Annotated in this window: 17 protein-coding genes, 9 tRNA genes and 1 pseudogene; 10 read left to right on the top strand and 17 right to left on the bottom strand. The window is 58.6% G+C overall.

The annotated features are described in order from the left end of the window. Nucleotides 1-2 precede the first annotated feature (2 nt). On the bottom strand, nt 3-719 hold the full coding sequence (gene pnuC, locus ACTG2S_RS16830) for a nicotinamide riboside transporter PnuC (protein ID WP_193860197.1): 717 nt from the start codon (nt 717-719) through the stop codon (nt 3-5). 263 nt (nt 720-982) lie between these two features. Between pnuC and ACTG2S_RS16825 the strand changes: the two genes are divergently transcribed. Next, a complete protein-coding gene (locus tag ACTG2S_RS16825; protein WP_139476484.1) occupies nt 983-2,815 on the top strand; it encodes an SLC13 family permease in 1,833 nt (610 codons plus the stop codon). 218 nt (nt 2,816-3,033) lie between these two features. On the opposite strand, the gene ACTG2S_RS16820 is transcribed toward ACTG2S_RS16825, so the two are convergent. The 15 genes and pseudogenes from ACTG2S_RS16820 to lolB all read right to left on the bottom strand — a co-directional run bounded on the left by ACTG2S_RS16820 (nt 3,034) and on the right by lolB (nt 10,842). Continuing rightward, nucleotides 3,034-3,117, bottom strand: a tRNA-Leu gene (locus ACTG2S_RS16820). Nucleotides 3,118-3,125: 8 nt separating this feature from the next. Continuing rightward, nucleotides 3,126-3,202 (bottom strand) — tRNA-Met (locus ACTG2S_RS16815). 39 nt (nt 3,203-3,241) lie between these two features. Then, nucleotides 3,242-3,316: transfer RNA gene (locus ACTG2S_RS16810), tRNA-Gln, on the bottom strand. A gap of 10 nt (nt 3,317-3,326) precedes the next feature. Then, a tRNA-Met gene (locus tag ACTG2S_RS16805) sits at nt 3,327-3,403 on the bottom strand. Between the two features lie 39 nt (nt 3,404-3,442). Beyond that, nucleotides 3,443-3,517 (bottom strand) — tRNA-Gln (locus ACTG2S_RS16800). A 41-nt stretch (nt 3,518-3,558) separates the two neighbouring features. Continuing rightward, nucleotides 3,559-3,633: transfer RNA gene (locus tag ACTG2S_RS16795), tRNA-Gln, on the bottom strand. Nucleotides 3,634-3,674: 41 nt separating this feature from the next. Beyond that, nucleotides 3,675-3,749: transfer RNA gene (locus ACTG2S_RS16790), tRNA-Gln, on the bottom strand. 8 nt (nt 3,750-3,757) lie between these two features. Continuing rightward, nucleotides 3,758-3,834, bottom strand: a tRNA-Met gene (locus ACTG2S_RS16785). 234 nt (nt 3,835-4,068) lie between these two features. Continuing rightward, nucleotides 4,069-5,160, bottom strand: a complete 1,092-nt coding sequence (ychF, locus tag ACTG2S_RS16780; RefSeq protein ID WP_005353921.1) for a redox-regulated ATPase YchF — start codon at nt 5,158-5,160, stop codon at nt 4,069-4,071. Between the two features lie 116 nt (nt 5,161-5,276). Continuing rightward, entirely contained in the window at nt 5,277-5,873 is a 597-nt protein-coding gene (gene pth, locus ACTG2S_RS16775) for an aminoacyl-tRNA hydrolase (RefSeq protein ID WP_058059203.1), read from the bottom strand. A gap of 218 nt (nt 5,874-6,091) precedes the next feature. Then, nucleotides 6,092-8,080 (bottom strand): bifunctional metallophosphatase/5'-nucleotidase, encoded by a 1,989-nt coding sequence (locus tag ACTG2S_RS16770; protein WP_274161324.1) that lies wholly within the window; start codon nt 8,078-8,080, stop codon nt 6,092-6,094. Nucleotides 8,081-8,196: 116 nt separating this feature from the next. Then, nucleotides 8,197-9,144: a ribose-phosphate pyrophosphokinase gene (locus ACTG2S_RS16765; RefSeq protein WP_005343846.1), complete on the bottom strand. Its 948-nt coding sequence runs from the start codon at nt 9,142-9,144 to the stop codon at nt 8,197-8,199. 195 nt (nt 9,145-9,339) lie between these two features. Further along, nucleotides 9,340-9,414 (bottom strand) — tRNA-Gln (locus ACTG2S_RS16760). Further along, nucleotides 9,394-10,264: pseudogene (gene ispE, locus ACTG2S_RS16755) on the bottom strand (4-(cytidine 5'-diphospho)-2-C-methyl-D-erythritol kinase). The gene ACTG2S_RS16760 and the pseudogene ispE overlap by 21 nt, the downstream one beginning before the upstream one ends. After that, on the bottom strand, nt 10,264-10,842 hold the full coding sequence (gene lolB / locus ACTG2S_RS16750) for a lipoprotein insertase outer membrane protein LolB (RefSeq protein ID WP_069526375.1): 579 nt from the start codon (nt 10,840-10,842) through the stop codon (nt 10,264-10,266). Before lolB ends, ispE begins: the two are co-directional and overlap by 1 nt. A gap of 126 nt (nt 10,843-10,968) precedes the next feature. Here lolB and hemA point away from each other — a divergent pair, with 126 nt between their 5' ends. The 7 genes from hemA to ACTG2S_RS16715 all read left to right on the top strand — a co-directional run bounded on the left by hemA (nt 10,969) and on the right by ACTG2S_RS16715 (nt 18,056). Next, nucleotides 10,969-12,228, top strand: coding sequence for a glutamyl-tRNA reductase (gene hemA / locus ACTG2S_RS16745; RefSeq protein WP_005362209.1), 1,260 nt, complete (start codon nt 10,969-10,971; stop codon nt 12,226-12,228). Between the two features lie 51 nt (nt 12,229-12,279). Then, entirely contained in the window at nt 12,280-13,368 is a 1,089-nt protein-coding gene (gene prfA, locus ACTG2S_RS16740; protein WP_005334945.1) for a peptide chain release factor 1, read from the top strand. 61 nt (nt 13,369-13,429) lie between these two features. Beyond that, nucleotides 13,430-14,281, top strand: a complete 852-nt coding sequence (prmC, locus tag ACTG2S_RS16735) for a peptide chain release factor N(5)-glutamine methyltransferase (protein ID WP_274161323.1) — start codon at nt 13,430-13,432, stop codon at nt 14,279-14,281. A 56-nt stretch (nt 14,282-14,337) separates the two neighbouring features. Beyond that, nucleotides 14,338-14,721, top strand: coding sequence for a SirB2 family protein (locus ACTG2S_RS16730; RefSeq protein ID WP_005334939.1), 384 nt, complete (start codon nt 14,338-14,340; stop codon nt 14,719-14,721). Nucleotides 14,722-14,733: 12 nt separating this feature from the next. Further along, nucleotides 14,734-15,534 (top strand): SirB1 family protein, encoded by an 801-nt coding sequence (locus tag ACTG2S_RS16725; protein ID WP_005362204.1) that lies wholly within the window; start codon nt 14,734-14,736, stop codon nt 15,532-15,534. A gap of 97 nt (nt 15,535-15,631) precedes the next feature. Then, entirely contained in the window at nt 15,632-16,486 is an 855-nt protein-coding gene (gene kdsA, locus ACTG2S_RS16720) for a 3-deoxy-8-phosphooctulonate synthase (protein ID WP_005334937.1), read from the top strand. 301 nt (nt 16,487-16,787) lie between these two features. Next, a complete protein-coding gene (locus tag ACTG2S_RS16715; protein ID WP_274161322.1) occupies nt 16,788-18,056 on the top strand; it encodes a dicarboxylate/amino acid:cation symporter in 1,269 nt (422 codons plus the stop codon). A gap of 117 nt (nt 18,057-18,173) precedes the next feature. Here ACTG2S_RS16715 and grcA read toward each other — a convergent pair whose 3' ends face one another. Then, on the bottom strand, nt 18,174-18,554 hold the full coding sequence (gene grcA, locus ACTG2S_RS16710) for an autonomous glycyl radical cofactor GrcA (RefSeq protein WP_005334936.1): 381 nt from the start codon (nt 18,552-18,554) through the stop codon (nt 18,174-18,176). Between the two features lie 367 nt (nt 18,555-18,921). Here grcA and ACTG2S_RS16705 point away from each other — a divergent pair, with 367 nt between their 5' ends. Together ACTG2S_RS16705 and ung are read left to right on the top strand one after the other, a co-directional pair. Continuing rightward, nucleotides 18,922-19,662 (top strand): substrate-binding periplasmic protein, encoded by a 741-nt coding sequence (locus tag ACTG2S_RS16705; RefSeq protein WP_274161321.1) that lies wholly within the window; start codon nt 18,922-18,924, stop codon nt 19,660-19,662. Between the two features lie 69 nt (nt 19,663-19,731). Then, nucleotides 19,732-20,409 (top strand): uracil-DNA glycosylase, encoded by a 678-nt coding sequence (gene ung / locus ACTG2S_RS16700; protein ID WP_005353881.1) that lies wholly within the window; start codon nt 19,732-19,734, stop codon nt 20,407-20,409. Nucleotides 20,410-20,457: the final 48 nt, after the last annotated feature.

Raw genomic sequence — 20,457 nt, 5'->3', positions numbered from 1 at the left:
GCTTATACCCCCTGTGGCTGGCGCTTGGCGGCAATCACCCAGAGGCGGGTGCCGTTGGCGGCGATAAAGAGCAGGATCAGGTACTCCAGCGACATGGCATAGACACCCTGCGCCGCATAGATACCGATGCTGATGATGTTGATGACGACCCAGAGGATCCAGTTCTCCACATATTTGCGGGTCATCAGGATCTGCGCGACCACCGAGAGCACCGTCATGGTGGCATCCCAGAATGGGAAGGCATCGGGGGAGGGCTCGGGAGTGGCAAGGTTGGCACCAAACAGGTTGAGAAACGCGACCGAGGTACGCGCCAGCGCTGCGAATACCGGGTCGATATAGCGGGTCAGCAGGGCGATGGCCAGCACGCTCACCACGGCAGTGATGATGAGCTTGGATTTGCTGAGCCAGCGGATCTGCAGGGTATCCCCCTGCTCGTTGGCGGGACGGGTCCAGGCGTACCAGCCGTAGACGTTGGCGCAGAAGAAGAACAGCTGCAGCAGCAACAGCCCGTAGAGCTGGATCTGGAAGAAGATGATGGCAAACAGGGTGACGTTGATCAGACCAAACAGGTAGTTGATGGTCTTCTCCTGACTGGCGAACCAGATACAGGCAAGGCCGAACAGAGTGCCGATGGCTTCAATCCATGACATGGCATAGCCGCCACCCAGCGGTATGGTCACTAGCGTGTTATTGATGCTGAACAGCTCGAATATGCTCATTTTCTGATCCTTGGGCATGAGGGTTAGTATGCGAGGGCGCCATTTTAAGGGGTGAGGGGGAGTAGGGGCAGGACTTTTGTCCGCCCCGGGCTTGGCCCATATCAAAGAAATCGCCGCTGGTGCCCGGTTATTCCAGCAGTGATGGGTTATGGGGCCCCGGCGGGCCGGACTTTATTGATATGTAACAAGATGATAGCGCCATGGCTGTGGTCTGATAGAGTCCACTCTCCGGGAGGAGAATCACGTGATAAAAGGAGGTTGTATTGAATTCCGAGCTTGTCTGGGTGCTCTGTCTGCTGGCTGGCGCCATCTATCTCTTTATGACCAACAAGGTGCGCATGGACGTGGTGGCCCTGGGCGTGGTCATCCTGTTTGTGCTGAGCGGCACCCTCACCCTGCCGGAGGCGCTGGCGGGCTTTAGCGATCCCAACGTCATTCTGATTGCCGCCCTGTTTGTGGTGGGTGAGGGGCTGGTGCGCACCGGCATCGCCTATCAGGTGGGGGATGCATTGGTGAAGGTGGCGGGTAGCAGCGAGACCAAGCTGCTGGTGCTGCTGATGGTGGCGGTGGCGAGTCTGGGGGCGGTGATGAGCAGCACCGGGGTGGTGGCCATCTTTATCCCGGTGGTGCTGAGCGTGGCGAACCGGATGGGGATCCCGGCCGGTCGCCTGATGATGCCCCTCGGTTTTGCCGGGCTGATCAGCGGCATGATGACGCTGGTGGCCACGCCCCCCAACATGGTGGTTAACAGCGAGCTGATGCGCCACGGCATTCACGGCTTCGGCTTCTTCGATTTCACCCCCATGGGCGTGCTGATCCTGGGGCTGGGCATCCTCTACATGCTGCTGGTGCGCGGCTCCCTGGTGGGCGAGGGGGAAGAGGGCAAGGGCAAGCCGACCGGGCGCCGCACCCTGCGCGATCTGATCCGAGACTACCGACTGGCCGGTAGGGCCCGTCGTCTGGCGCTGCGGCCGGACTCCCCGCTGATTGGTCACACCCTGGACGAGCTGCAACTGCGCGCCCGTTATGGTGCCCACGTTATCGGGGTGGAGCGCTGGCGCAAGTTTCGCCGGGTGATGGTGCCGGTGTCGGGGATCAGTGAGTTCCAGGCCAAGGATGTGCTGCTAATCGACATGTCAGACCCCGAGGTGGATGTGCGGGCGTTTTGCAGCGAGGCGCGGCTCGAGCCGATGATCCTGCGCGGGGAGTATTTCTCCGATCAGGCGCGGGAGGTGGGGATGGCCGAGGTGTCGCTGATCCCTGAGTCCAAGCTGCTGGGTAAAAGCGTGCGTGAGGTGACCTTCCGCTCCAGCTATGGTCTGAGCGTGGTGGGGCTGCGCCGCGACGGTGAAGCGCTGGCAGGCAAGCTGGTGGATGAGCCGCTGCAGATGGGCGACACCCTGCTGGTGGTAGGGAATTGGAGCCACATCAGACAGTTGCAGACCCATAGCCGCGACTTTCTGCTGATGGGGTTGCCCGCTGAAGTGGACGAGATGGCCCCCGCCCGCAGCCAGGCGATCCATGCCCTCTTCTGTCTTGGAGTGATGATCCTGCTGATGGTGACCGATCCGGTGCCCAACGTGATTGCCGCGCTGATCGCCTGTCTGCTGATGGGCAAGTTTCGCTGCATCGATATGGAGAGTGCCTACAAGTCGATCCACTGGCCGACCCTGATCCTCATCGTCGGCATGCTCCCCTTTGCGCTGGCGCTGCAAAAAACCGGCGGGGTGGATCTGATCGTCGGTGGTCTGATCAATGCGGTAGGGGAGATGGGGCCGCGGGTCATGCTGGCCAGCCTGTTTGCCCTCTGCGCGGTGATCGGGCTCTTTATCTCCAACACCGCGACTGCTGTGCTGATGGCACCCATTGCGCTGGGCACGGCGCAACAGATGGGGGTATCACCCTATCCGTTTGCCATGACCATTGCCATCGCCGCCTCGGCCGCTTTTATGACGCCGGTCTCGTCACCGGTGAATACCCTGGTACTGGGGCCGGGTAACTACAAGTTTGCCGATTTTATCCGTATCGGGGTGCCATTCACCCTGTTGGTGATGGCGGTGAGCGTGGTAGCGATCCCCTGGTTCTTCCCGTTCTGATAACCGGGATGATAAATGTGTGCACCAGCGGCCTGCGGGCCGCTTTTTTATGGCCGGGAGACAAGAGTGGCAAGGCGTGCTCGGAATCAGTGAAGAGTGACGTGAACGGGAATATACGTGGAGCTGGGTTAATAGAGGAGCGAGAGAAAAACTGGGGAGAGGCAAATTTCAGATACAAAAAAACCAGCGTGAGCTGGTCTGTTTGGTACTGCTATTAATGGTGCGGAAGGAGAGACTCGAACTCTCACGCCTAGGGCGCCAGAACCTAAATCTGGTGCGTCTACCAATTTCGCCACTTCCGCAATATTAATGGTGGCTATGACGGGATTCGAACCTGTGACCCCCGCATTATGAGTGCGATGCTCTAACCAACTGAGCTACATAGCCGTTTGTTATCGACCACTGATGTGGAAGAGAACAGAAAAATGGCTGGGGTACTAGGATTCGAACCTAGGGATGGCGAGATCAAAACCCGCTGCCTTACCGCTTGGCGATACCCCAACAGAAATAATGGTGGCTATGACGGGATTCGAACCTGTGACCCCCGCATTATGAGTGCGATGCTCTAACCAACTGAGCTACATAGCCGTTTGTTATCGACCACTGATGTGGAAGAGAACAGAAAAATGGCTGGGGTACTAGGATTCGAACCTAGGGATGGCGAGATCAAAACCCGCTGCCTTACCGCTTGGCGATACCCCAACAGTGATGCCTGACAGAAACTATCAAACACCTTTCAAAAATGGCTGGGGTACTAGGATTCGAACCTAGGGATGGCGAGATCAAAACCCGCTGCCTTACCGCTTGGCGATACCCCAACAGTGATGCCTGACAGAAACTATCAAACACCTTTCAAAAATGGCTGGGGTACTAGGATTCGAACCTAGGGATGGCGAGATCAAAACCCGCTGCCTTACCGCTTGGCGATACCCCAACTAGAGATGGTGGCTATGACGGGATTCGAACCTGTGACCCCCGCATTATGAGTGCGATGCTCTAACCAACTGAGCTACATAGCCAACCTTGCTTCCGGTGAGTCGTTACCTCGTCACCGTGCGGGCCGAATTATGCGTATCTGGCTCTGGGGCGTCAACCCTTTTTTTGCCAGAAAAACGCAATTTGAGTGCGTTTGACCAGTTATTGGTCTCTGTTGCGCAAAAGCCCAACAATCTGCTTTTTTTTAAGACATTGCCATTATTGCCCGGGCAATGGCAGACAAAAAACAGGCCAGCAAATGCTGGCCTGTCATGGGATTAGACGTTGAACAGGAAGTTCATGATATCGCCATCTTTGACGATGTAATCTTTCCCTTCAGCGCGCATCTTGCCCGCTTCCTTGGCGCCTTGCTCACCCTTGTAGTTGATAAAGTCTTCAAAGGCGATGGTTTGGGCGCGAATAAAGCCTTTTTCAAAGTCAGTGTGGATTTTGCCTGCCGCTTGCGGGGCGGTGGCACCGACCGGAATAGTCCAGGCGCGCACCTCTTTCACACCGGCGGTGAAGTAGGTCTGCAGGTTGAGCAGCTGGTAGCCGGAGCGGATAACGCGGTTCAGGCCCGGCTCTTCGATGCCCAGGTCAGCCATGAACTCGGCGCGATCTTCATCGTCCAGTTCGGCGATGTCGGCTTCGATGGCGCAGCAGACCACGACCACGACAGCGTTCTCGGCGGCGGCGATTTCACGCACCTTGTCCAGATAGGGATTGTTCTCGAAGCCATCTTCCGCCACGTTGGCGATATACATGGTGGGCTTCAGGGTCAGGAAGTTGAGGTGGCTCACGGCGGCCAGCTCTTCCTTATCCAGCTTCATGCCGCGGATCATCTGGCCGTTTTCCAGCGCGACCTTGATCTTCTCAAGCACTTCCACTTCCAGCTTGGCATCCTTGTCGCCGCCTTTGGCGCGCTTGGACTGACGGTGAATGGCGCGCTCGCAGGCGTCCAGATCCGACAGGGCCAGCTCGGTGTTGATCACTTCGATATCGTCAGCGGGAGAGACCTTGCCGGCAACGTGAATGATGTTTTCGTCATCGAAGCAGCGCACTACGTGGCCGATCGCTTCGGTTTCACGGATGTTGGCCAGGAACTGGTTACCCAGACCTTCACCCTTGGAGGCACCGGCAACCAGACCGGCGATGTCGACGAATTCCATGGTGGTCGGCACAACGCGCTGCGGATTGATGATGGCCGCCAGCTGATCGAGGCGGGGATCCGGCATCGGCACCACACCAGTGTTCGGCTCGATGGTGCAGAACGGGAAGTTGGCGGCTTCGATACCGGCCTTGGTCAGCGCGTTGAACAGGGTGGATTTGCCTACATTGGGCAGGCCCACGATACCGCATTTAAAACCCATGGATTGTTACCTTACTTGATGGATGCTGTTGGGGGGCGCCCGCAGGCGGCCCATGTCATGCTTGTTCTGGTCGTTGCTCATGTACCGGCACAATGCCCGTACAGGATCAAACCGACCTAACCCTTTTCAGCCTTGAAGCTGTGCAAGCGATTCATGGCCTTGGTCATATCTTGTTTGAACAGGATGTCGGTGGCGCGCAGGGACTCGTCCAGCGCGGCGTCGATCAGGTTCTGTTCACTGCTGGGGGCCTTGGTCAGGACGAAGCCCGCCACCTGCTCTTTGCTGCCGGGATGGCCGATCCCGAGACGCAGCCGGAAGAAGTTATTGTTGTTGCCCATCTTGGCGATGATGTCCTTGAGGCCGTTATGGCCACCGTGACCACCACCCTGCTTGAACTTGGCGATGCCTGGCGGCAGATCCAGTTCATCATGGGCCACCAGAATCGCTTCCGGCTCAATCTGATAAAAACGCGCCAGTGCGGCCACAGCCTTGCCAGAGAGGTTCATATAGGTGTTCGGGATGAGCAGCCGCACATCCTGCCCCTCGACCAGGATGCGGGCAGTATGGCCGAAGAACTTGGGTTCTTCACGCAGGCTGACATTGTGCCAGCGGGCCAGTTGCTCCACATACCAGGCGCCCGCGTTGTGGCGGGTCTTGGCATATTCCGGGCCGGGGTTGCCCAGTCCGACGATCAGTTTGATTTCGCTTGTCACGCTTGATGTCTTCACTCGCAGCTGCCGTGGGCACACTACCCAGGGCAATAGGACGCAATATTCTAGCCGCCGAGTGGCGATCACTCAACCAATGCGCATGTTATGGCGGGATTTGCAGCATTATTGCGGCCAATGGGTGGCTAACGGTGGGCAAACGGGCCTCTTGCAAGAGGCCCGTTTCAGTTTACCGATGGATTGTGCCCGGTTGACTACCGTCGTTATTTGGTACGCAGCAGGGTGACGGTCTCTTCATCCAGTGCGGTCAGGGTGGGACGGGCATCGCGCACATACTCCACGAAAGAGGCTGCATCAGTGCCGCAATCCACGCCGCTGGCCTTGCAATCGAGGGCCTGGCCCGGGGCATAGACGGCGCTCAGCAGTTCACCGTTTTGTGCCACCTTCAGCACCGGGAAGGCGGTCAGCTTGCCATTGACGCTGGCGATGTCGACCCGCTCGCTCTGGTGGCGCTGGGCATTGGCCAGTGCCTGCCAGCCATCGTTACCGTTGGCGCTGTAGGCGTTCATCACCACCCGATAGCGCTGGCTATCCACCAGATCCTGCCACTCGCCGCTTGCGGTCTTGTGCTGCAATTGGGTCAGGGTGCCCGCTTTGCCTGCGTCGGTCTCCTGGAAGGTGTAACGCAGGTGGCCGCCATAGGGGAACTTGCCGGCATGGGCGCTGGCGGGCAGGGTGGCGGTGATGGTCTCGGTCAAGAGGGCACGCACCTCGGCGCCAGTCAGGGTCAGCACCGAGAGCTGGTTCTTGAACGGCAGCAGGGTGAGGGCGCTATCCCCCTCACGCCATTCGCCAGCAGGCAGGTCGGCGCGCACGCCGCCCACCGCAACCAGAGAAAAATCGACCGGGCCGCCGGTCAGGGCCTGAACAGCCGGAGTATTGGCCCAGTAGAACTCCCCTTCGGCAACCAGCGGCGCTACATCTGAGCCGTGGCTGTCGCTGCCGTTGTCACCGGGACGACGGGCATTTTGCAGCTGCTCGGGGATGGTGCCGATCACTGGGCCATAAGCTTTCTCCAGCGCCGGTTTGTAGTGGCTGTCGATGATGCCGCGCAGGCGCGGATCTTCATCCACGGTAATCAGATTGGGCTGGTTGTCGACAAACTGGCTTGCCTCTTTGCTGCGGGCGTCGTCGAGCGCCTGCTTGCGCGCCGCATCGGCGAAGAAGTCGCGGCTGGCCAGCAGGCTGTTGTGGCCCTGGCAGTCGGTCACCTGACCCTGGCTGTCAAAGGTCACCTGTGCCAGACCGATGGCCTGGGCGTAGGAGCCCGCCTGCACCACGCAGGTCTTGCCGATGCCATCCGGATTGGTCACCAGCTTGGCGTAATCGCCAGTCTTGCCCCAGCCAATGTTGCGAAAATCGCCGAGCAGGCTGTGGGAGTGGCCGCCGACGATGGCATCGAGGCCGTTTACCTTGGCCGCCAGCGCCAGATCCCGCTCGTTGCCGATGTGGGTCAGCGCCACGATCTGGTGGATCCCCTTGGCTTGCAGCATGTCGACCGTGGCCTCAGCCGAGGCGACCTCCTTGCCAAAGCGCAGCTTGCCGACGTTGGGGGCGATATTGCCCATGTCTTCCAGTACCAGACCGATGATGGCGACCAGCTGTTTGCCTTGCGGCAGGTTGTCGAGATCGGTGACCGGACTCTTCTGGTTGCCGTCAAAGGCGTAGACCACGAAGGGTTTGAGGTTGTCAGCCTTGCTAAGGGCCGGATCGGCTTTGGTGTCGAGGTTGGCGGCCAGCACCGGGAAGTTGACCCCCTCGATGAAGCGGGCCAGCTTCTGGTTATCCAGATCGAACTCGTGGTTGCCCAGCGCCATGGCATCGAGGCCGAACTGGCTCAACAACTCGGCGTTGGCCATCCCCTCGTTGAGCTTGAAGTAGCCGCTGCCCTGCCAGGCATCGCCACCGTGCAGCAGCAGCAAGGGCTGGTTCTTGGCCAGCGCATCGGCCTGATAGGCTTTCGCCATGGTCAGCAGGCGCGGATAACCGCCAAAGCGGGTATAGAGGGTGTCCGTCTCCCCCTGCTGGGCAAAGATCTGCCCTTTGATCTCGGCATTGACCGGATCAAACTGGGAGTGGGTGTCGTTCATGTGAGCCAGGGTCAGCACGAAGGGCGGGTTTTCTTTGGCGGGCTGACAGGCGAACAGGGCGGAGGTAAGGGTCGCGAGCAGGAGGGGACGCAAGCAATTCATGGGTAAATCCTTAAGCCTGCCGGGGGCAGGGTCGTACCAGATAGCAGAAAGTTGGAAAGAGAAGGTCCAGAAAGACGAAAACCGCCTGATGGCGGTTTTCGTTATTGCTGAATCTATCAATGCTCAAACATGGCAGAGATGGACTCTTCGTTGCTGATGCGACGAATGGCTTCGGCCAGTACAGTTGACAGCGTCAGCTGCTTGACCTTGCCGACCGCTTTCATCTCCGCAGTGAGCGGGATGGAGTCGGTGATGATCAGTTCATCGATCACGGAGTTCTTGATGTTCTCGACGGCGGAACCGGAGAAGACCGGGTGAGTGGCGTAAGCGAATACACGCTTGGCACCGCGCTCTTTCAGGGCCTCTGCGGCTTTGCACAGGGTGCCGCCGGTGTCGATCATGTCATCAACGATGATGCAGTCGCGGCCGGCAACGTCACCGATCAGGTGCATGACCTGGGAGACGTTCGGGCGGGGACGGCGCTTGTCGATGATGGCGATGTCGGTGTCATCCAGCAGCTTGGCGATGGCGCGGGCACGCACGACGCCACCGATGTCCGGGGAGACAACGACAGGAGACTCGAGGTTCTTGGACTTCATGTCTTCCAGCAGCACCGGGCTACCGAACACGTTGTCTACCGGAACGTCGAAGAAACCTTGAATTTGCTCGGCATGCAGGTCAACGGTCAGCACGCGATCCACACCGACGCTGGAGAGGAAGTCAGCGACAACCTTGGCGGTGATGGGTACACGGGCGGAGCGGACGCGGCGGTCCTGACGGGCATAACCAAAGTAGGGGATAACGGCAGTGATACGGCCAGCTGAAGCACGACGCAGAGCATCCACCATGACGATCAATTCCATCAAATTGTCGTTGGTCGGGGCACAGGTGGATTGAATGATGAAGATATCGCCACCACGTACATTCTCATTGATCTGTACGCTGATCTCGCCGTCGCTAAAGCGACCTACGGCAGCATTGCCGAGTTTGATAAACAGGCGATCTGCGATCTTCTGGGCTAGTTCCGGCGTTGCGTTACCAGCAAACAGCTTCATGTCAGGCACGGTTTGAAACCTCGGGGTTGCATCCAGTATGTGGGGGAGTCTGAAATCAGACTCTATCGTTTTGGGGCAAACGATTTATCAAGATAACGTACAAGGTGTCTGCTGCCCAATGAATGTGATGATACCGGTAACCCGAATCCGTGGCCGAGTGCAAAACCGGCCACGTTAATCATCATCAATACCGTTCGGTAAAATTGGCTGGGGTACTAGGATTCGAACCTAGGAATGGCGAGATCAAAACCCGCTGCCTTACCGCTTGGCGATACCCCAATCATTTGAACTGTTGCAATGTGGAGAAGAGAGGTGATATGTTCTCGCCCTTGGCGACAAACCCATCAAGTCCCTTCGGCACGCAGGCCAACACTTCCCGAGCAGTCACTTCGTCTTCAAATTGAGCAAAGACGCAGGCTCCTGTGCCCGTCATTCTTGACGGCGCGTATTCTAGCAACCAGCCGAGCGCATTGGCAACCTCGGGGTGGCGCTTTTTCACCAGTGATTCGCAATCGTTTTTCCACTCGCCTTCGAGCAGGTTGTCCAGCGCCATTTTTGGCGTGGCTCTCGGCAGGTCCGGATCCTGGAATACGGCTGCGGTCGCTACATGGCAATCTGGCTTGAGTACCAGATACCAGGCATCGGGCAGTTCGACTGGTTGCAGCCGCTCGCCCACTCCTTCGGCAAAGGCCGCCTTGCCACGAACAAACACCGGTACATCGGCCCCCAGCTGGACGCCAAGTGCTGCCAGTTCATCTTCGCTCAAACCCGCTTGCCAGAGGTGGTTAAGCGCTACCAGCGTGGTCGCTGCATCGGATGAACCGCCGCCAATGCCGCCCCCCATGGGCAGCACTTTCTCCAGCCGGATATGGGCTCCCTGCGGGCTCGGCAGGGTTGCCTGCAGCAGGCGTGCCGCCCGAATAATCAGATTCTGCTCATCCGGCACCCCGGGAATGGCCGGGCTCAGGGTGAGTGTGTCGCTATTCGGTATCACCTCAAACTCGAGCCAGTCGCTGTGGTTGAGGAAGATAAACAGGGTCTGCAGCTCGTGATAGCCATCGGGACGACGGCCATTGACGTGTAAAAACAGGTTGAGTTTGGCCGGTGCCGGCCAGCGTGTGGAAGCCATTAACGTGCAAGAGTCCATTGGTTGATCTGAAGCTTGAGGCGGCTGTTCTGGCCGGTCATGGTCAGCTGGTGTGGCAGGCGGTAGCCATCCTGATCCCGATAATCGCCATAGACGATCTGCCACTGGCCGTCACGCACGCTGGCCAGACTGCTGTCGGGGTTGAGTTCAAACTCCGCCTGACCTGGCAGCCCCTTGATCCACTCTGGCAATCCCGCAACCGGAATATTCCAGCCGGTCAGTTGATAGATGAGCGCTTCGGCATCCTGGCTCTGGTGGCGATTGCCGTCGCTGTCGAGCAGGGTGATCTCCCCCTTGCTGCGGGAGAGCTCCAGAATGCTGGTGCCAATCAGGCTGGTGAGGTTGAGGCGATAATCATCGCCATCCTGCTGCCAGTTGAGGCGGGCACTGCCCTTTTGCTGGGGGGTGATGATGGCCATCTTGCCGGATAGCTGCCAATGGGTCAGCTGCTCGAGACGGGCCCGCTCCTGGTTCCAGTTCACCTGGTCACGCTGGGGCTGGGTGGTGGCACAACCGGCCAGCAACAGCAGGCAGGTGAGGGTAAAAATACGTAGCAGCAAGAGACGGCTCCAGAGAGAGGAATTTGCCACAGTATACGGGGCGGCCGTATTGCTTTTAAAGACTTACCCTTTCTCGTACAATTGGCAGCCTTTGCACCCAGCGTATGAAATGATCGTCGCCCACTCATGAGTTTGCTTGCCCTCGGAATCAACCACAACACCGCCAGTGTCGCCTTGCGGGAACGGGTCGCCTTTGGCCCGGACTGCATCGATCGCGCCTTGCGTGAGCTGGTGAGCCAACCCGGTGTCAGCGAGGCGGTGATCGTCTCCACCTGCAACCGGACCGAACTCTATTGCAATCTGGAGGAGGAGCGGCAGGAGCAAGTGCTGCGCTGGCTGCAGCAGTTCCACGGGCTGGACGCGGCCGAACTGGTCACTGCCATCTATCAGCATCACGATGAAGAGGCGGTGCGCCACTTGATGCGGGTGGCGTGCGGGCTCGACTCTCTGGTGTTGGGGGAGCCGCAGATCCTGGGGCAGATCAAGCAATCCTATGCCCACGCCCAGCAGGCGGAGTCGGTGAAGGGGGCGCTGGAGCGGTTGTTCCAGAAATCCTTCTCGGTGGCGAAAAGAGTGCGTACCGATACCGAGATTGGCGCCAGTGCCGTGTCGGTGGCCTTTGCCGCCGTCAGTCTGGGTCGGCGGATCTTCTCCGATCTCTCCCAGACCAAGGTGCTGCTGGTCGGGGCGGGGGAGACCATCGAACTGGTGGCCCGTCATCTGCGCGAGCAGAACGTCACCAAGATGATGGTGGCCAACCGCACCCTGCAGCGCGCCCAGACCCTGGCGGCCGAATTCGGCGCCCAGGTGATGACGCTCGAAGAGATCCCCGACTATCTGCACGAAGCGGATATTGTCATCAGCTCGACCGCCAGCCCCCTGCCCATCATCGGCAAGGGGATGGTGGAGCGCGCGCTGAAGGCCCGCCGCTTCAAACCCATGTTTCTGGTGGATATTGCCGTGCCGCGCGACATCGAAGCCGAAGTCGATGAGCTCTCCGATGCCTATCTCTACACGGTGGATGATTTGCAGGGGATCATCGAGCAGAACCTCGAAACCCGTAAACGGGCTGCCGCGCAGGCGGAAGTGATCGTGCAGGAAGAGCGCGACGAGTTTATGGGCTGGTATCGCGGCCAGAGTTCGGTCGACCTCATTCGCGATTACCGCCATCAGTCCCAGCAAGTGGCTGATGAAGAGTTGCAACGGGCCCTGCTGGCATTGGCGCAGGGCGAGAGTGCCGAACAGGCGCTCAAGGCGATGGCCCATCGCCTCACCAACAAATTGATCCACGCGCCGACCCAGGCATTGCGCCAGGCTGCCTCCCAGGGGGATCAGAGCGAGCTCTCCCGCTTGCGGCAGGCGCTGGGGTTGTCACAAGAGCCATAATTTTCGGGCAACCTGCCGGTTGTCCCGTCCTCCATTGAGAATGCAAGAGTTATGAATCCGTCACTGATCAGAAAGCTGGAAGGCCTCATCGAGCGCCACGAAGAAGTACAGGCCATGCTCGGCGAGCCGGATGTGGTCTCGGATCAGGATCGCTACCGCGCCCTGACCCGCGAATATGCCCAGCTGGAAGATATCGTTCACGCCTTCCAGCGTTACCGTCAGGCGCAGGATGATCTGGATACCACCCAGATGATGCTGGAGGAGGATGATGCCGACCTGCGCGAGATGGCGCAGGAGGAGCTGCCGCTGGCCAAGGCCAATCTGGAGGCGCTGGAGCAGGAGCTGCAACTGATGTTGCTGCCCAAGGATCCCAAGGATGACAACAACTGCTATCTGGAGATCCGCGCCGGTGCCGGTGGCGACGAAGCGGCCATCTTTGCCGGTGACCTGTTCCGCATGTATTCACGGTTTGCCGAGCGTCAGGGCTGGCGCGTCTCCATCGTCAGCTGCAATGACGGTGAATACGGTGGCTACAAGGAGGTGATCGCCAAGATCGACGGCGAGCGGGTCTATGGCCGCCTCAAGTTTGAATCCGGTGGTCACCGGGTGCAGCGGGTGCCTGAGACCGAATCCCAGGGTCGGGTGCACACCTCCGCTTGTACCGTCGCCGTGCTGCCGGAAGTGCCGGAAGCCGAGCAGATCGAGATCAACCCTTCAGATCTGAAGATCGACACCTTCCGCGCCTCCGGTGCCGGTGGTCAGCACGTCAACAAGACCGACTCGGCCATTCGTATCACCCACCTGCCGACCGGGCTGGTGGTGGAGTGTCAGGACGAGCGCTCCCAGCACAAGAACCGCGCCAAGGCGATGTCGGTGCTCTCCGCCCGCCTGCAAGCGGCCGAGGATGAGCGCCACCGCGCCGCCGAGCAGAGTACCCGCCGCAATCTGGTGGGCTCCGGCGATCGCTCCGAGCGCATCCGTACCTACAACTACCCGCAGGGCCGCCTCTCCGAGCACCGCATCAACCTGACCCTCTACCGTCTCTCCGAAATTTTGGAAGGGGATCTGGACTGCGTCATCACCCCGCTGGTGCAGGAGTATCAGGCCGATCAGCTCGCCTCGCTGGCCGAGAACAACTGATGCAAATGGTGATCCGGCAAACTCGCATTAAGTGTTGTGCCCATAAGGTGGAGTGGCACTGATGCAGATCCAGCAGGCTCGTGCCCATATCATGACCGTGCTGGCTGAGGGGGAGTCCCCTCGCGCCGATGCCGATGTACTGCTCTGTCATCTGCTCGGGTGTCGTCGCAGCTATCTGATGACCTGGCCCGAGCGTGAGCTGGATGCCGCCCAGCAGGCCACCCTGCAGACGTGGCTGGCTCGTCGTCTCAACGGCGAACCCATCGCCCATCTCGTTGGTGAGCGGGAGTTCTGGTCGCTGCCGCTGAAAGTGAGCCCGGCGACCCTGATCCCGCGCCCCGATACCGAGGTGCTGGTCGAGCAGGCGCTGACAAGAATCCCGCAGGGGCCGTGCACCGTGCTGGATCTCGGCACCGGCACCGGCGCCATCGCGCTGGCGCTCAAGTCCGAGCGGCCCGAGGTCGATGTGTGGGCGGTGGATCGGATGGCGGATGCCGCGGCACTGGCTCGCGAGAACAGCGCCGCGCTGGGGTTACCCATCGAGGTGCGCGACGGCAGCTGGTTCGAGCCCCTTGGCGAGCCGGATCGCGACAATACGCCACGTTTTGCGGTGATTGTCTCCAATCCCCCCTATATTGATGGCGCCGATCCCCATCTCGAGCAGGGTGATGTGCGCTTTGAGCCCCGCTCGGCGCTGGTTGCCGATGACGCCGGGCTGGCCGATATACGCCACATCGTGGCCCATGCCCCCGCTTATCTGCTGGCCGATGGCTGGTTGCTGCTGGAGCATGGCTGGGATCAGGGGGAGGCGGTGCGTCAGTTGCTGCGCGATGGCGGTTACCGCGAGGTAGCCACGGTGCGTGATTACGGGGATAACGACAGGGTGACGCTGGGCCTCTGCCCGCTGCGCTGACGGTTCCTCACTGTTAATCGGCGGGTTGCCTGTGCGCCCCCATGCAAGGATTGAATATGGTTTTTGTGCTCAAACACCTGCACCTCACCCTGATTGCCGGGGCCGTGCTGATGTTTATGCTCCGCTTCTACTGGGTACAGACCGCCACTGGCCGAGCCTATAGCGCGCCGGTGATGAAGGTCAGCGGCTGGCTCAACGGTCTGGTGGTGCTCTCCGGCGTATTGCTCTGCATGGTGCTGGATCTCAACCCGCTCAATAACGGAACGCCCTGGCTCAGCGAGAAGCTGATGGCCATTCTGGTGCTGGTATTTCTGGCGGCGATGGCGCTGCGGCTGGCCAAAAGCAATCTGGTGCGCTGGTGCTCCTTTCTGGGGGCGCTCGGCTGGATCTACTTTATTGCCAAGTTGGCAGTGCTCAAACAGACGAGTGTGTTCGGCTAAGGCATGAAGAGAATGTTACACATAGACGAATGGACCGATTTCGAAGCCCACGACATCACTGAACTGGCGTTGTCAGTCAGCGACGAGATTTATGGCTCGGTCGAGGAGGGGATCCGCGAGTTGAACCTGCTGGACGAGTGGCTGGACGAGCAGATCGAAGAGGGCACCTGCGACGAAGTGCGCCAGCAGTTGCTGCAGGGCTTCTACCACAGCCTCGGTTTTCATGGCGACTGGCAGGATTATTTCTCTGCCAACAACTGCGATCTCAATCAGGTGCTGGTTCAGCGCAAAGGGATCCCGGTCAGCCTCGGCATTCTCATCATCCAGCTGGGGCGCAAGCTTGGGCTCGATGTGGAGGGGATCTGCTTCCCCGGCCACTTCCTGGTGAGCTTTGCCGGTGGCGAGGGGGAGGTCTATGTCGACCCCTTTACCGGTGACGAGCTGAGTCTGGCCCGCATCGAGCTGCTGCTGCGCGGTGCGTTGGGGGACTTGGCGACCCTGACCCCTGACTACCTGCAGCCCTCCGGCCAGTGGGAGATCATCGAACGGCTGCTCAACGTCAGCAAGGGTGCCCTGCTGCGGGAAGATCGCATGCCCGAGGCGCTGCGTTGCAGCGAGCTGTTGCTGCGGATGAAGCCCGGCGATCCGCTGGAGACGCGGGATCGCGGCTTTATCTACGAGCAGCTCGATTGCCCGCGCCAGGCCGCCGACGATTTTGAATATTTTATTGAACAATGCCCGGACGATCCGGTCGCCGATGTGCTGAAAGTACAGCTGGCCGCGCTGGATCTGAGCCCCAAGCCCCTCCATTAAGGGCGGCTTGAAACTGAAACTGAAGAATATCAAGGCCGCTGCGTCCGGTCGCAACGGAGTAACTAGGCTTCAGGCCCTTTTATTAAGGATGTCTTAGATGGAACAGAAGAATATCAAGATCAACCAGATCGACGTTGCCAACGACAAACCGTTCGTGCTGTTTGGCGGCATGAACGTGCTGGAATCCCGCGACATGGCGATGGCGGTGTGCGAGAAGTACGTGGAAGTGACCAGCAAGCTGGGCATCCCGTTTGTCTTCAAGGCGAGCTGGGACAAGGCCAACCGCTCCTCCATCCACTCCTACCGCGGTCCGGGTCTGGAAGAGGGGATGAAGATTTTCCAGGAGCTGAAAGCGACCTTCGGCATGCCGGTCATCTCCGATCTGCACGAACCCCATCAGGCCAAGCCGGTCGCCGAGGTGGTTGACGTTATCCAGCTGCCCGCTTTCCTGGCGCGCCAGACTGATCTGGTGGAAGCCATGGCCCGCACCGGCAACGTCATTAACATCAAGAAGCCGCAGTTCCTAAGCCCAAGCCAGATGAAGAACATCACCGACAAGTTTGAGGAGTGCGGCAACGATCAGCTGATCCTCTGCGAGCGCGGTGCCAATTTCGGCTACGACAACCTGGTGGTGGACATGCTGGGTCTGGGCGTGATGAAGAAGAGCACCGGTGGCTATCCGGTGATCTTTGACGTGACCCACTCCCTGCAGTGCCGTGATCCGCTGGGTGCCGCCTCCGGTGGCCGTCGCGAGCAGGTGACCGAGCTGGCGCGCGCCGGCATGGCGGTCGGTCTGGCCGGTCTCTTTATCGAATCCCACCCGGATCCGAAGATTGCCCGTTGTGATGGCCCGAGCGCCCTGCCGCTGGAGAAGCTGGAAGGCTTCCTCAAACAGATGAAGGCCATCGATGACCTGATCAAGGGCTTCGAACCCCTCGATACCTCGGCCTGATCCCGACGCTGTCATGCCTGATGAAAATGCCCCGCAATGCGGGGTATTTTTATATCTGCCATATTTAGTTGAAGACTCAAATTAATCTACGAGCAAACAATCGTCGGTTGCTGTGGTGTTAACGGTGTTAATTTTGTTGTGTTATTGATGTCTCTTAATTGTTTTTTATTACATGTAAAGTGGTCACCGTAGTAATGCAGAAATAGCATGGATCGGGTGGGGTACGCAGATATCTCGTCCGGCTATCTGCATGTTTATTGCTGCCATAACAATGTGCAATTAAATTAACAGGACGTTAATAATGCGAAAGAAACTATTTAGCAGCCTCTATTTTCAAGTATTGCTCGCGATTACCCTCGGGGTATTTCTGGGGCATGTCTATCCAGAACTGGGCGCCGATATGAAGCCCCTCGGTGATGGCTTCGTCAAATTGATCAAGATGATCATCGCCCCTGTTATTTTCTGTACCGTGGTTACCGGCATTGCCGGGATGGAGAGCATGAAGGCGGTCGGCAAGACCGGCGCCATTGCTCTGCTCTACTTCGAGGTGGTCAGCACCATCGCCTTGATCATCGGGCTGTGCGTGGTCAACCTGCTGCAACCGGGTGCCGGTATGAACGTCGATCCGGCTGCGCTGGATGCCAGCGCCATCTCCGCCTATGCGGAGCAGGCCAAGTCCCAGGGCATTATCGCCTTTTTGCTGGATATTATTCCGGGCAGTGTGATCGGTGCCTTTGCCAGCGGTAATATCTTGCAGGTGTTACTGTTTGCGGTGCTGTTCGGCTTCTCCCTGCATCATATCGGTGAAAAGGGACAGATTATTTTCGGCGTCATCGACAGTTTCTCCAAAGTCATATTTGGCATTATCAATATGATAATGAGACTGGCGCCGGTCGGTGCATTCGGGGCAATGGCATTTACCATCGGCAAATATGGAGTAGGTTCACTTGTACAGCTGGGCCAGCTTATTGCCTGCTTCTATCTCACCTGCCTCTTCTTTATCTTCATTGTGCTGGGCAGCATCGCTAAAGCCTCAGGCTTCAGCATCCTGCGTTTCATCTCCTACATTCGCGAGGAGCTGCTGATCGTGCTGGGGACCTCCTCTTCCGAGTCGGTACTGCCGCGGATGCTGCACAAGATGGAGAAGCTGGGTTGCCAGAAATCGGTGGTGGGGCTGGTCATTCCGACCGGGTACTCCTTTAACCTGGATGGCACCTCCATCTATCTGACCATGGCGGCGATTTTTATCGCCCAGGCTCTGGATCTGTTCCAACAGATCACCCTGCTGGTGGTACTGCTGATCTCCTCGAAAGGGGCAGCAGGGGTGACTGGTAGTGGCTTTATCGTGCTGGCGGCAACTATTTCGGCGGTGGGCCATCTGCCACTGGCTGGTTTGGCGCTGATCCTGGGGATCGACCGTTTTATGTCCGAAGCGCGGGCGTTGACCAACCTGATCGGTAACGGGGTTGCCACCGTGGTGGTCGCCAAATACTGCAAGCAGCTGGACGAGAAGAAAATGGATGCAGTGCTCGGCGGCAAGGTCGGGCAACTGGAAGCGGACAGGGCGTAAGCGCAGTTTCCCCCCGCACGGCCGCGTTGGCTGGTGCGGGGGCAATAAAAAAACGGCCGATTGGTCGTTTTTTTGTGCTGATACTGCGAGTATCAGCTATTCACTGCAGGGCGCTGATTACAGGCTCTGGGTGAAAGTACGGGTAACCACGTCACGCTGCTGTTCCGGGGTCAGGGCGTTGAAACGCACTGCGTAGCCAGATACACGGATGGTCAGCTGCGGGTACTTCTCCGGGTTTTCGATAGCATCTTCCAGAGTTTCGCGACGCAGCACGTTGACGTTCAGGTGCTGGCCACCTTCAACAGCAGGTTCAGCCTGAACCGGCAGTTCGCGGTATTCGAACTGACCCAGGTCAGCCAGTTGCACTTCTTGATCGGCAGCGAAAGCATCGCCTTTGACGCAGATGCAGCGAGCTTGTTGCTTCTCTTCGTCCAGCAGCCAGAAAGAGTTCAGCAGAGCGGTGTTGGCGGCCTGGGTGATTTGAATGCCTTTGATCATGGTATGACTCCTCAATGGGAACGCGAATCCAACTGTAAGGAAATTACCCTGATGTATTTAGCTACCGTCGATGGCGATGACTTAAAGGGCCCTTGCCTTACACCTTTTCTTTGATGGGGTCATATATACCACGGTGGTAATATTACTAAAATTGATCTAGATCAAGAAAATCTGACAAAGCGCCATTTCAATGGGATTAAATTCTTGAGTTGAATCAAAAATAGGTCATTTTTCTGATTTTGTAAGATATCCAAATTATGCATCTTTTATCTCGTTAATCTAGTAATTTAACTACATCTTTTCGGCTTTTTCTGAGGTTAATTGAGGGGTTGGCTACACTCAGCAAAAAAAGCGAGGAGAGTGCCGGGTGTATAATGGGTGGCGAAAGTGGGCATGGCTGGCCCTGTTTTGTTGCTGGGCAAGCAGTGTTGCGGTACGGGCCGAGACGGTGCGAATTGCTGTGGGCGAGTGGCCACCTTATATCAGTGAGGCGCTGCCCAATCAGGGCTTTCTCTGTGAGGTGGTGCGCCAGGCCTTTGCCGAAGAGGGGCTCGATGTCAGCTTTCACTTCTATTCCTGGGCCGAGGCTTACCGACTGACTCTGGAGGGACGCTATGTGGTCACCATGCCCTGGTTTCGCTCCCGCGAGCGGGAGCAGCTTTTCTATCTCTCCGCCTCGCTCGGCCATTTCACCACTCGCCTGATGACGCTGACCGGTACGCCCGCGATCAATCTGGGTGAGCTGAAACACGAGCCGGTCGGAGTGACCCGTGGCTATTTCTATGGCGATGGTTTTGCCGCTCGCCAAGCCGGGCTCACCCTCGAGTGGTCAGATTCCGATGAGGAGAGCATGGGCAAGCTGCTTGACGGGCGGATCCACTATCTGGTGATGGATGAGCAGGTGGCACAGACTCTGTTCCAGCAGGCGCTCGTTCGTCATCCCCAATCGCTGTCACTGACCGGTGCCGCCGACCCCATCTGGTTGCAACCGGGATACCTGCTGATGCGCAAGGCCGATCCCGAGGCGCGCCGTCTGATGCTGCTGTTCAATACCGGCCTGCGCAAGCTGGAGCGCTCGGGGCGGCTCGCCAGGCTCTGGAAAGCGTGAGCCACGGTTGCGTCTTGCGGGCTGGCCCCCTATCCTGAGCCCTTCGCCGTATCAAGTGAGGAGGCCGGGGTGCTGACCTGGAGTGATGTGATTGGCTCTGAGAAAGAGCAGGACTATTTCAAGAGTACACTGGCAACTGTCAGAGCCGAGCGGGAAGCGGGCAAGGTGATCTACCCGCCAGCTACCGATGTGTTCAATGCCTTCAAGCTGACCGAGCTGGATCAGGTCAAGGTGGTGATCCTGGGCCAGGACCCCTACCACGGCCCCAATCAGGCGCACGGTCTCTGCTTCTCCGTTCTGCCCGGCGTGCGTACGCCCCCCTCACTGGTCAACATCTATAAAGAGATGCAGCGTGACCTGCCAGGTTTCGTCACACCCAATCACGGCTTTCTCGAATCCTGGGCCAAACAAGGTGTCTTGCTGCTCAACACAGTGCTGACGGTGCAGGCCGGTCAGGCCCATTCCCACGCCCATCTGGGATGGGAGACCTTTACCGATCGGGTCATCGAGCAGATCAATGCCAGCTGTCAGGGCGTGGTGTTCCTGCTGTGGGGCGCCCACGCCCAGAAGAAGGGACGTTTCATCGACCGCCAGCGCCACTATGTGCTGACCGCGCCGCACCCGAGCCCACTCTCTGCCCACCGCGGTTTCATCGGTTGCGGTCACTTTAGCGAGACCAATCGCTTGCTGGAACAACAGGGCAAGAGTCCGATAGAGTGGAAATCTGTCTGCATCCCACTTGATTGAGTGCAAAGTTCGGGCGACAAATGACCGTATACTCAGGGACATAAGATT

Origin of the sequence: Aeromonas sp. 82P (genome assembly GCF_051919365.1) — a bacterium.
GTDB lineage: Bacteria > Pseudomonadota > Gammaproteobacteria > Enterobacterales > Aeromonadaceae > Aeromonas > Aeromonas veronii.
The sequence above is the reverse complement of the archived record's forward strand: the minus strand, read 5'-3'. Positions and strand labels throughout refer to the sequence as shown.